Origin of the sequence: Paenibacillus sinopodophylli (assembly GCF_005930355.1) — a bacterium.
In the GTDB taxonomy this organism is placed as follows: Bacteria; Bacillota; Bacilli; order Paenibacillales; family Paenibacillaceae; genus Pristimantibacillus; species Pristimantibacillus sinopodophylli.
This window is the reverse complement of the sequence record NZ_VDBO01000015.1, coordinates 1-12,590: the sequence shown is the minus strand read 5'-3', so window position 1 is coordinate 12,590 and position 12,590 is coordinate 1. Positions and strand designations below refer to the sequence as shown.

Below are 12,590 nucleotides of genomic sequence, written 5' to 3'. Positions count from 1 at the left end.
TGGTTATGTTAAGTGCAATTACTACAAGTGTTTTAGGGTTAACGGTATCCTTTAATGCTGATTATGTAGAGAAGACTTCAAATGGCATAGTGCTAGCTTTATTCGTAATCCTTTTTCTACAACTATGTTCAGCCGTGTTTTTCTCTTCCGAAAAAAGAGCATTTAAATATCAAAAACTACACTTAGTCATTGTATGTGTGACGTTAATAAAATTCTCGTTAGATGGTTATTTCATGTATTTTATCGTTAATGATGCAAAAAATTTACCTGACAGCAATATAGCCATAGGAATAGTAACGTTAGTGGGCGGATTTGTTTTTCTAGCAGCAGCAACCGTTCTAAAAACACGGAGCTTGAATAAAGCAGCCTCCGCTATAAAAATAGAAAAAGAAAAAAACGAGCGGAATCCAGAGTGGGTGTATGCATTCATCAAATGTTTTTGCTATATAGCGTTTATCATTATTTTATGGAAGATAGCTAAAAAGTTTGGTTATTCCCCAGAAGGCTATCCATTGGTTATTTTATATCATGCTTTCATTATTCAAGTATATATCGCCCTGAAATGGTCTGAGGTCTTCAACGCAACCATTTCTAAGCTGAAGAATGAGTTCGACTTATTGAAGCCGAAACCTTCTCATTTGGCACACGAAACCGATTTTGTACCGAAAGAAACAAAATGGTACTTTCTAATTTTGATAAAGATGATTCAGTATTTTTGCTTATTTTTCATTGGATTTCTGGGTACAAAAATAACCTTTGAGCCATTAAATGGTTTTAACTTTACACTCTATGTAACACTCCTATATCTACTACTCAAGTGGATAAGCCAATATCCTATATCATACAACGGTATGTATTTTATAAATGGCATCCTCTCCGGTATTGGTGTATGCTTCCTACTGCTATTTATTTCATTTGTAATAGGGACCTACACGGTAGATTTTTCAATGGGAATGCTTCAATTATTCATAAGTATGATTTCTATGGTATATGTATGGTGCTTTAATTTTATTTATCTATTGCGAAAACATCAGATCCAAGGAAGAAGGAGATGGCTAGAATAATAAACATTTACATATTTATATTTTGAGGATGATTTAGTGGTTTGGGGATGATCCGAAGAAAAGTCTTGTTGATTATACAAAGGATTCTGCGAATAAAGCCGCTGATAGCGTTATTAATCAGCTATCCAAGCTGTTCTGGTAGGGGGGATCGTTCTGAGAGACTTAGAGAATGGCAATAATCGAAGTAAAAGAAGTTCGATCTTCAAGCGTTATCACCCGGAGTGGGCATCGAGTTTATTATGGAAGATGGTTATGTTAAGTGCAATTACTACAAGTGTTTTAGGGTTAACGGTATCCTTTAATGCTGATTATGTAGAGAAGACTTCAAATGGCATAGTGCTAGCTTTATTCGTAATCCTTTTTCTACAACTATGTTCAGCCGTGTTTTTCTCTTCCGAAAAAAGAGCATTTAAATATCAAAAACTACACTTAGTCATTGTATGTGTGACGTTAATAAAATTCTCGTTAGATGGTTATTTCATGTATTTTATCGTTAATGATGCAAAAAATTTACCTGACAGCAATATAGCCATAGGAATAGTAACGTTAGTGGGCGGATTTGTTTTTCTAGCAGCAGCAACCGTTCTAAAAACACGGAGCTTGAATAAAGCAGCCTCCGCTATAAAAATAGAAAAAGAAAAAAACGAGCGGAATCCAGAGTGGGTGTATGCATTCATCAAATGTTTTTGCTATATAGCGTTTATCATTATTTTATGGAAGATAGCTAAAAAGTTTGGTTATTCCCCAGAAGGCTATCCATTGGTTATTTTATATCATGCTTTCATTATTCAAGTATATATCGCCCTGAAATGGTCTGAGGTCTTCAACGCAACCATTTCTAAGCTGAAGAATGAGTTCGACTTATTGAAGCCAGAATCACCTCATTCGGCACACGAAACTGCTTTTGTACCGAAAGAAACAAAATGGTACTTTCTAATTTTGATAAAGATGATTCAATACTTTTGTTTAATTTTTATTGGAATTATGGGTACACAAATAACCTTTGAGCCATTGAACGGTTTTGGCTTTACGCTTTATGTAACACTCTTATATCTACTACTCAAGTGGATAAGCCAATATCCTATATCATACAATGGTATGTATTTTATAAATGGCATCCTCTCCGGTATTGGCGTATGCTTCCTAATTGCATTTATACCGTTTGTAACAGGAGCCTATACGGTAGACTCTTCAACGGGAATGCTTCATTTTTCGATATATATGATTCCTGTCGTATATGTATGGTGCTTTAATTTTATTTATCTATTGCGAAAACATCAGATACAAGGAAGAAGGAGATGGCTGGAATGAAAATAAAACGTTGCCCCATTATGTTCAAGAATGTGATTAGTGCTCGAATAACTACAGAGTCGGAAAATTGGTATGAGGCTGCTCAAGGGCTGAGAAATGCAGTTATTAGAAATGGTCTTTATGGGACAGGGCCGGTTATGTATCAAGCCCTTGCATTGGAGCCTAAGACGAATAAGGTGGAATACAACTTTTATATTCCAGTCAGCGAGCCAGTCGCGATGGAGAAGAATGAGCAGTATCAATTCGAAGAAACGTGGATTGTCCAAGACGCGCTGGTCTTAAGACATGCTGATTTGGATGAGAGTATCGAAGAATCGTATGAGCTGCTGCGGGCATGCGCGGAAGCCCACCAACTAACCCTGCAAGAACCCTTTTACAATATTTATCTGGATGTATTCGGCGGTGGCGTAATTGATATTTGTGCCCCGATCATCAAGGAGGGCTAAGCATGGTACTGCTAGGGGATTCAATTCGTTATACGAATGTGATTTCGAAGAAATATCGCTATCATTACAATGAAATGAATGCGATTATGGAAAGCTTTGTTACCGATATTATTAAGATTAATGCAACGGTAAATGGACCATTATTTTATTCCATTAATAACGTGCCGATGGATGAAATGGTTGAGGCTGAATTTTTTATGCCAGTGATTGAGAATCAAGTCGATGTGATAGAAGATATGCATTTCCACAGTTATTTCAACATTGAAGATATGATAACGTACTGCGTCTACAATGAGGTTGAGACTACTACCGAGATAGCCTATGGTTATTTATTGGAATATATTAAGCAAAATCATCTCCGTCAAGTGACACCGATCTTCCATATTCTATCTGGTGATCACTCCTTGCAGTACGTTTTTATTAAGATTGGTATTGTGCCAGAGGAAAAGAAAGAGCCTGTATGGCGTTAATGTGGATATAAGATGTGAAGCTTTATTCGGAAACTACATAAAGGTAAGGTGAGTGTTCTTGTTACAAAACGGTGATGTACTTGGTGGTCGATACAAGGTAGAGTCCCTTTTAGCCAAAGGAGGAATGGGATGCGTTTACCTAGTCAAAGACAGCAAATTAAACAATAAAATTTGGGTTGTGAAGGAGATGACCCAGATTAACAATAACGAAGCCTTCCTTGAAGAAGCGCGATTGTTGACCAGCTTGTCACATCCCAGCATCCCAAAGATTACGGATTACTTTGAGCCAGATGAAATCGGCAACTGTTACTTAGTTATGGAATACATAAATGGTGTCACGCTTCAGAAGCATTTCGAAGATGCAGCCTGTAATTTGGCTTTACAAGAGATTATAGCCTTTGCTTCGCAGTTATGTGAGGTATTAAGTTATTTGCATCATCAAGAAAGCCCGATTGTATTCAGAGATCTTAAGCCATCAAACCTGATGCTGGATGAATACGGACGATTAAAGCTGATCGACTTCGGAATTGCTCGCAAATATGATGAAGCCAAATTATCGGACACCGTACAGATGGGAACCGTTGCATTCGCAGCCCCTGAACAATTCGAGAACAAGCAAACGGATCCGCGGACCGATATTTATGCGGTAGGAGCAATCATGTATTACCTGGCTAGCGGCGGACATTATTATTTCAGGAATACGGTACCGCTCAGTCAGGTGTTCGCCCAGTTCCCAAGTGAGTTTGTGCGTCTACTGCAGCAATTGCTTGAGACGGACCCCAATCTGAGATATCAAGATATTAATGATGTTAGAGCGATGCTGGAACAGATACAAGCAGACTCAGGAGCTCGGGTTGAATCCGATATTTCGAAGACGTTAATGATTAAACCGGGCGCACAGCATATACACCAAAGTCAGCAGCATCTCCCACAACAAGAATCTGCAGCTCCAAACATAGGCAGGAAGATGCACACCGTGCAAGCTTCACAGAATCATCCTGGGCTAATTATATATTTGCTAGATGTCAGTGGATCGATGACACTGATGAACGGAGAGAAACGTCGTCTTGACTTGGTTACTGATTCTTTGTATGTCGCCTTGAAGCAGATGGTGTTCCGTTCAACCAAGGGCAGTAGAATATCTTCTCGCTATCGTGTTGCTGTATATGCCTATAGCGACGATGTACATGATGTACTTGGCGGTATTAAAGGAATAGATGAGCTTATGCATACAGGTTTGCTCCCATCGCTACAAACGCAGCGTTTCACAGATACTGCCAAAGCGTTCCAGCATGTTGAACAGCTGCTTCATTCAGAGCTGGCTCGCATACAGGATGGTCCTGCTCCTCTAATCTGCCATATGACAGATGGTGTCTATACCGGTGAAGATCCCGAGCCGATCGTACGTAGAATTATGGATATGTCTGTTAAGGATGGCAACGTGCTTGTAGAGAACATCTTTATCTCGGACGATGTATTGCAGCAAGAGGTAGAGTATCCGAAGCGCTGGCAGGGCGTGCAAGAGCATACAGATTTCCGGGATGAATATGGACGCAAGCTTAGGCGGATGTCATCGGTCATTCCAGAGAGCTATCGACAGATGATGCGTGAGGCCAATTACAACCTGGCTGAAGGCGCCTATCTTATGTTTCCTGGAACGAATCCTGATTTGGTATCGCTGGGCTTTCAAATGTCTGCAGCGACTCCTATATATTAGCTATGAGAAATATTGTACAGACTTCTCAGCATACAGAAACACCTATCGTGCGCGTAAATAGAGGTACATGGAGCTATCAATACGGCTACTCCCGGTCAGCAGAGGCGATAGCCTCTGGGGATGTTGGACAAGACTATGTAACACTTGCTGAAGAACAGAATCATATTGCTTTCGCATTATGCGATGGCATCAGTATGTCGTATTTTGGCGATCTTGCTGCAAGATTTCTGGGAGATAGGTTACGAGATTGGATATCGACGCTCAATCAAGGATCGTTGAATGCAAGGGACTTGTCGAATCAGCTGCATGGGCATTTGAGAGAGTGGGCTGATAAAGCCGATAGTCAACTGAAAGACCATCAAATTCCAGATGGCGTTAAAGGGATGCTCCGTGACGTATTGCTCGCGAAGAAAAAGCTTGGGAGTGCAACCGTTTATGCCTGTGGAAGAATCGATATGCCTAGTGTGGCTTTCCCTCAAGGAAGGATAATATTAGCTTGGCAGGGTGACACGAGGATTAGAATGTGGGCAGATCAGCAGGAACAAAAGGGATACTTCGGAGATCGCTTCCATACGCGTGAGCAATGGAATACCGTAAACGGACCGGTTGGTGGAATGCCTCACATCTATATGAATCACTTGCTTCATGGTGATAATGAAGGAAGGCTGCTCATCTATTCCGATGGCCTGCAGATTATAGATCATAGTGACGATGTTTCCATCGAGGCGATATCGAGTGTCATGAAAAAAGAAGCGGTTAATCCTTCCAGTGATGATATGTCAGTTTTTCAGATAGAGTGGCATTCCATCTAACAGTTGTATTCCATTCCGAATTTAATAGAGGGAGAGTAGCGGCATGGCATTTCAGACAGAAGTGAATTCAGAGCTCGTGATCAACGGGCAATTATTTTATATCGGGGAGCATCCCTATGCACCAGGTGTGCCATATGGACAGGAGGGAAGACAAGGTACTGTTTATTTGCTGCACTCTGAGGACCGAAAGCAGAAGAAAGCGTTCAAGGTGTTCCGCTCTAAGCTTGCTAACCCATCGACCGTTCATCTTTCATCCCAAATCAGTAAATTTTCGGCGATGGATGGCTTAGCTGCCTGTGAACGAAAGACCATAACTCCGCATAATAATCCGGACTTGCTTGCTCAAGAGCCAGATCTCCTCTACGCCGTCGTCATGCCTTGGATTGATGGGCCCACTTGGATGGATATTGTTCTCAACAAGCAACAACTAACCCGTAGACAAAGCTATACGGCGGCATTTGCATTAGCCGAAATACTCGTCACTATGGAACAACGCGGTCTTGCTCACTGCGATCTATCCGGTCCCAATCTCATCTTGCCCATGCTGGCGGAAGGACGTAATCAAGTTAAGTCTTCTAATTTCGTCCAGCTCATTGATCTGGAGCAGATGTTTTCAATTCAATTCGAAAGGCCTGAATATTTGCCTACCGGTTCACCTGGCTATGCTCCCAAGTATGTGAATGCTCAAATGTGGAACGCACAATCGGATCGATTCTCTGGAGCGGTTATTCTGATGGAGATGCTTGCCTCTTCTACTAGTGTTTTCACGCAGCAAGCATGGGGTGAGAGTTATTTCGAACCTGGTGAGCTTCAAACGTTCTGCGGACGTTATGATCATCTTCTTCAAGCAATAAAGCTGATATGGGGAGAAGGAATTGTATCTCTCATTCAGAGAGCTTGGGAGAGCGATGAGCTTAGTCAATGCCCTACGTTTGGCGAATGGCTGTTGGAGTTATCCAAAGTAGATCCATCTGTTATGAGAGAGGATGCAACCGTATCAATGGCTCATCGGGAACAAGCTCCAGCCGCTGCTGTCATCCGCCAGGAGGAGAAGAAGGTTGTTTCTGCTGGGCATCGCGAATCTGCCGCTTCTCCAAGGGCAAGCGTGCCGCCTAAGGAAAATGCATTGCCTGATCAGGTTCGTTACAGTCAGCTAATGAACAAGGCAAAAGAATATGAGAATAAAGGAAATGCAGCCAAAGCTATTGAGACTTACAGATCCATACAATCGATGAATCCGCGTATAAGCGTTGCCAAAGAAATCGACATGGCAATTGAGCAATTGCAGAAGCAGTTGCTTAATAGAAGCAAGGAGAAGAATAAGATTGCATATGGCAAGTTACTTAAAAAGACGGTACAAACGATTGCTGCTGTAGTCATAATAGCGGGAATTGGTTTTGGCGGATATTATGCTTTTAACTACTTCAAATCCTTATCAAAGGAAGGCCCGACAGTCCCTAATAAAGCACAAGCTCAGGTAATAAGTGAAGAGGTTGAGCAGTTGAAGCTGGAAATAGCCAGCAAAGACAAAACGATTTCGGAGCTTACCGAACAAGTAGCAGAGCTGAGAAAGCCGCTCGCACAGCGCAGTAACGAGCTCGTTCAACAGCTTAACACAGATTTTGAAGAGATTAAGAGATTGTCAGAGGCAGATGCGAACGAAGATACAGAGCTGCACCAGAAAATATTCGAAGCGTCTGAAGTATATATCAAGCATTATCATCGCTATTTTAGAAATGCTTACAATTTGGATGAAGCTGCTCTACAGCAGATTAACACGGTTGAAGGCTATTATTTTCCATTCATTTATAATCGTAACCGCAATGCACAATTAAATTATAAATTTTTCATCGACTACAAAGAAAACTTTAAATTGGAGGACTAGATTATGATTTATGGCGCTTCACTTGGACCTTTCGTAAAGAAGGCATTGGCGGACAGAGGCTTCCAAACCACGAGTCCCAAATTAATCGAGCTGCTCCCACTCGCATCCACGCAATCCAAGATGGATGCAATCATATTGGGGCCAAAAGATATGAACGGGCCGAAAGGGATGGCGCTGAATGCGGCGATTCTGGAGAAGCATCCTTCCATTAAGATCGTCTATTTCTATACTAGGGATTCGGAAGATCACTTAATCGATGGTGACGTTCTAAAAATTCAAGTTCCCAAGTTAACACTTGAAGATATACAAGATGCCGTTCATACCGTAATAGAAGGTAACACGATTAGTGAGGATCAACGGGTATTCGAATCCTCGGACACAAAAAATCACTTCAGTGTTGACGAGACAGCGGAGTTAGAGGTGGCAAGCACGGAGAACTCACCTGCTATAGCTGACCCTCAACCGTCAAGTAGTGAAGTTTCCGCGGGATTGGAACAACGCTTCGCTGAGCTGGGGAAATTTGCAGATTTTGATTATCTGAAAAAATCGCTTAACAAAAATAGCATTCAAGATGAGCTGAGCAATGAGAATACCCAGTATGCGGAAGTTGTAAATATGCTGGAGGAACTGGACTCTCAAATCGCAAGAGTGTTCAAAGACATTACTATCCCTCCTGATATGCGATTCGAGAAGCTGAAGCAGATTGGAGTCAGTCGCGCTGCATACAAAGGGCAAGAGAGCAGCTTATTCGCAGATAAACTTGCCCATATCATGGAGTATATTGTCTTGTCCGCGGAAGAAACAGTAGATGCCCGTATCAACCAGATGAGAGAGGCACTCGACACAATTACGTCTGCAAGACTGATCTACGAGGATCATGGCAAGCTCCAGGAGCTAATTGATGCTAGACTTTCGGTTCAAATGGGTTTAATGGAGCTATCGAAAGAGATTATTGAAATGTATCAAGCGATGGATTTGAGCGTGAACGAACTAATTGATCATATTCAAGATAAAGGCCCTTCTAGCTATTCGCATATCAACGAAATTATGGATCCCATCAAGCCATTATTCGTTCCACAGAATATGGCTGCTATTACGAGCCGGCTATTATCAGACCTGAATAGGAACAAAGTGACTTTCTCAGTCATTGAAGAGAAAGTCAGAAGTGTGATTAATTTGGTGTTCAAACTCTGTGAAGAAGACGCTACGATCATTGCCTATCAACAGAAGCTGATTCAACTGCTACAAGCACAAAGGGTCGAAGATGTGGTTATTGTAGATCATGTTATAAAAAATTCACTAAGACTATTCGTTGGTCCATCGGACACAGGAAGAACGGCTACTGCGCTAACATGGTCAGGTGTCGTTTCAAGAAGACAAAACACCCTGCTGCTCGATCTTACCGGGCATTCCAAGCTGACTCAATACGGAATTGAGCCGATTGAATTAGAGGAATTTTTAAATGAGCGCCTGGAGAGATCCTTCTTATGCGTGGTAGGGAATTTGGACAACCCCGTGGTACAAGCATCGGATTTAATTATGGAGTTAAAGAAACGGCTGAATTATTATGCTCATATCCATGTGCTTCTCGATGCCACACAGACGGAACTAATTAGTCTGCTTGCCTCATCTGCATTGTCCATTCATTTCATTACGGATTGCTCACCGAGAGGAACGGAGTTAATGAAGCCAGCTGTCCAAGCATTCCAAGAACAAAATATCGCTCAAAAAGTAATCTTGATAGATCCGCCTGTAGATCCAATCAGATTGGTGAATGATCTTACTATCGATCCCTTATTGGCCAAGGTAATCATTCTGCCGCGAATAAAATATATCCGTGCGTGCTCGCTAAATCGTATGAAGCCTTTCGAGAGCAAAGAAGTAGAAGAAGTGTTTGAAGAGGCGTTTAGGTAGTTATAGGTAATATCGTAATTTCCATATGGATGGGACGGTGCAGGACTTGTCGATGATTCGAATAGACTTGAATGCCATCGAAGCGGCCAAGCCGAAGCTGAGTCAGGGCATGCAGAAATGCGCGCAGCTTCATGGAAGCTTGTCTTCGACGGTGTATCAAGTCGATTCCTCAATTGGAGCCAGAAGAAGCATCCGGTCGAGGCTGGATCGAACGGCACAGCGGATGCGGGAGCTGGATCAGAAACTGAGGGAACTGAATACCTTCGTCCATGGTGCGCAGGAGCAGCATAGCGGTTTAGAACAAACGTTGGCGCAGCAGGCACAGGCTCTTCGCAGAGAGATAGAAGCAAGATATGCAAGCATGGCACGGGCGGCGAGTGATGCTGAAAAAGGAAAAGAGCAGCTCGCTTTGCTGGCTTTGACTCTACGTTCGGCATTTGATTGGTTGGAGACGTTTATCGAGCGATTTCGACCAGCGAGTGGTCCACTGCAGCAAACAGGGACGGGTGCCGATGAGCAGCCACGTTTCGAGTACCCTAATTACGATAATAGGATTATAGATGAAGATGTCTTAAATCGAAATGATCCTGAGGTTTACAAGCGTTTGATGGCAGGGAGGTTTGGTCGTCTAAGTGAGGAAGAGCAACGCGATTGGATTATACAAGCGGAGCAGAGCAAAAAAGAGGGAGAAAGATCTAATAAAGAGGCCTACATGGGTCGTAGCTTCGAAACGGGATTCGCCTACGCAATGGAAAGCAGTCTACTAGGGCTTGTGGATATCGTAAGCCAAACGGCGAGCCATCCGATCCAAACAGTCAAAGCACTCTATAAAGACATGGAAGATGGTATCGTAAATGTGGTCAAGGATCCAATTGGTGTAGCTAAGGACGGTTTCTCACAAGCGAGGTGGACGTTTAACGATTTCATTAAAGGAGGGCCGAGTAAAAAAGGTTATTATATAGGTGTGTTGTTTGCAGGATTGGTGTTTTCAAGTGTAGTACCAAAAATCCCTGGACTACCGGGTAAAGGAAATAAGGATAAACCAGAGAGTGCTACCGGTCAAGGAAATGGTGGTACTCCTACGAATCCGAAGCCTAACCAATCGGCAGAAAAGCCGTCTGACAAGCCTTCGGAGAATGGTAAAGAGACGGAGGGGACGGGTAATGTTGTTATCAAACTTGAGCCAAGAGGTAAACCGGTCGTTATTCCAATAGAAGTACGACAAGATCAAATTGCTCTTCAAACATATGAGAAGTTGAGATCGACAGGTTTGGATATACAAGAAATTCAGACATTTGCTAAAAATACAGGATTAAGTTTAGAAGAAGCAAAAACTTTAAAGGAACATATGATTCTAACAAAACATGAAAACCTAGTTAATCAGTATGAGGGAACGTATTATTCCGACTATTTCCATCCTGTCTGGGATGTTGCGTATGGTTGGGAGCGTGCTTTAAAGGGAGAACTACTAGCAGATGAAAAAGCGTACTTTAGACAACTGGCTGATCATGAATTAGCGGAGTCGCAATTAATGCAACAAGGTGTACCTTATAGAGATGTAGGGGGAATAGAAAATCAAAGATTTACAGGCGATCCTCCGGGTGCTCATGAACTAGCACCGCCTCAACCTGATAACTACCCTGGTTTTAGACCTGATATGCGTGATCCCAAATAATATGGATTTCAAATATGACATAAAGGAAGAGGGAAAACATTGGATAGGTTTGAAAAGGCAGTACAAAGAATTATCAATATTGATTGGAGCTTCAGGAAACATGACCGACCATCATATGAATTACTTGTAACTGAATTTATTAATAGGGGTAACGTTTTTAGGGATGTTTATTGTCCTGAGAATAATATGCGTAAGCCCATATACAGTGCAGTACAGGTATTAGGTATTGAAGAAAAAATACGAATTGATATCCAAAAAAAGGTTGAGGGATTAGATTTAATAAAACAAGGTTGGATGGTAGAGTTCTTGTGCAAATATTTTTTAGAGTGGGAATGGATAATTAGTTATGGAGTAAACATAGATGTACGTTTCGAAGATCTTTATGAGCCTATAATATTGTTGTTTGAGAGGGGTGGGAGAGTCAGTTATCACCATAATGAGCTTGTTTGTGGAAAATATGGGTGGCCTCAAAATGTTCATTCTTTTCCAAGAACAGAATTTATTGAATTGAACATTGAGAGACTAGATGAAATTGATGGAGTAGTATAGTGAATACGATAATTTTATATAAATTTACTCTGTATGAGTAGAATATATCATATATAACCAGAATTAATACCACATTGCGAGCTATCCACTCGTGCTGTGGTTTTCTATTTATTTTCTGATTTAATAATATAACTGTGGGAACGGGTAAACCTAAGTCTGTTGAGCCAAGAGGTGAACCTAATATTTTTATTCCTGCATTTGAAGCGGAAAAGACAGCACTAAAGATATATGATAGATTAAGACAAACAGGATTAGATACAAAGGAACTTGAAACATTCTCTAAAAAAACGGGTCTAAGTTTAAAGGAAGCTACTGCAGTGAAGAAACATCTATTTTTAACTAAACATGTTAATTTGGTTGATGAAAATGGTAAATATTATTACGATGGATACTTCACTCCAGATTACAATATAGCGTATGGATGGGGAAAAGCGTAGAAAACTGAACTATCGGCTGAGGAAAAAGCGTGGTTTAGACAACTAGCTGACCATGAATTGGAAGAAAGTAAGTTGATGCTACAAGGAGAGACTATTCGCAAAATCGAATCGTGGAAAGGTGTTGGATCAACAGGAGATCCACCAGGTGCCCATGATTTAGCACCGCCACAACCTGACCTTGCCTTAATTATGTGGACAGTAAGAAAACCTCATTATAACTTTTTATTCTAGATATTAAACCGCCTCAAAACGCTGTAATGGCGGGATGTAACCGTTGGAGGAATGTGTTCTCCGTCGATTGTAAAACAGC

Annotated in this window: 11 protein-coding genes and 1 pseudogene; all 12 read left to right on the top strand. The window is 41.5% G+C overall.

What is annotated here, in order from left to right:
- Positions 1-5 precede the first annotated feature (5 nt).
- Positions 6-1,064 carry a hypothetical protein gene (locus FGT79_RS26810; protein ID WP_138755916.1) on the top strand — a complete coding sequence of 353 codons (1,059 nt, stop codon included), beginning with the start codon at positions 6-8 and terminating at the stop codon, positions 1,062-1,064.
- Between the two features lie 252 nt (positions 1,065-1,316).
- A complete protein-coding gene (locus FGT79_RS26805) occupies positions 1,317-2,375 on the top strand; it encodes a hypothetical protein (protein WP_138755915.1) in 1,059 nt (352 codons plus the stop codon).
- On the top strand, positions 2,372-2,821 hold the full coding sequence (locus tag FGT79_RS26800; protein ID WP_138755914.1) for a DUF5085 family protein: 450 nt from the start codon (positions 2,372-2,374) through the stop codon (positions 2,819-2,821). The genes FGT79_RS26805 and FGT79_RS26800 overlap by 4 nt, the downstream gene beginning before the upstream one ends.
- A 2-nt stretch (positions 2,822-2,823) precedes the next feature.
- Entirely contained in the window at positions 2,824-3,291 is a 468-nt protein-coding gene (locus FGT79_RS26795; RefSeq protein WP_138755913.1) for a DUF5085 family protein, read from the top strand.
- 52 nt (positions 3,292-3,343) lie between these two features.
- A pseudogene (locus FGT79_RS32100) lies at positions 3,344-4,072 on the top strand (serine/threonine protein kinase); the annotation flags it as partial.
- Positions 4,073-4,258: 186 nt separating this feature from the next.
- Positions 4,259-5,008, top strand: a complete 750-nt coding sequence (locus FGT79_RS32095; RefSeq protein WP_246096656.1) for a vWA domain-containing protein — start codon at positions 4,259-4,261, stop codon at positions 5,006-5,008.
- 47 nt (positions 5,009-5,055) lie between these two features.
- Positions 5,056-5,820, top strand: a complete 765-nt coding sequence (locus tag FGT79_RS26785; protein ID WP_138755911.1) for a hypothetical protein — start codon at positions 5,056-5,058, stop codon at positions 5,818-5,820.
- A 43-nt stretch (positions 5,821-5,863) separates the two neighbouring features.
- Positions 5,864-7,705: a protein kinase family protein gene (locus FGT79_RS26780; protein WP_138755910.1), complete on the top strand. Its 1,842-nt coding sequence runs from the start codon at positions 5,864-5,866 to the stop codon at positions 7,703-7,705.
- A 3-nt stretch (positions 7,706-7,708) separates the two neighbouring features.
- Positions 7,709-9,619, top strand: coding sequence for a hypothetical protein (locus tag FGT79_RS26775; protein WP_138755909.1), 1,911 nt, complete (start codon positions 7,709-7,711; stop codon positions 9,617-9,619).
- Positions 9,620-9,671: 52 nt separating this feature from the next.
- Positions 9,672-11,294, top strand: coding sequence for a coiled-coil domain-containing protein (locus tag FGT79_RS26770; RefSeq protein WP_138755908.1), 1,623 nt, complete (start codon positions 9,672-9,674; stop codon positions 11,292-11,294).
- Between the two features lie 39 nt (positions 11,295-11,333).
- Positions 11,334-11,843 carry a hypothetical protein gene (locus FGT79_RS26765; RefSeq protein WP_138755907.1) on the top strand — a complete coding sequence of 170 codons (510 nt, stop codon included), beginning with the start codon at positions 11,334-11,336 and terminating at the stop codon, positions 11,841-11,843.
- A 134-nt stretch (positions 11,844-11,977) separates the two neighbouring features.
- Complete coding sequence (locus FGT79_RS26760; RefSeq protein WP_138755906.1) at positions 11,978-12,280, top strand: hypothetical protein; 303 nt, start codon at positions 11,978-11,980, stop codon at positions 12,278-12,280.
- Positions 12,281-12,590: the final 310 nt, after the last annotated feature.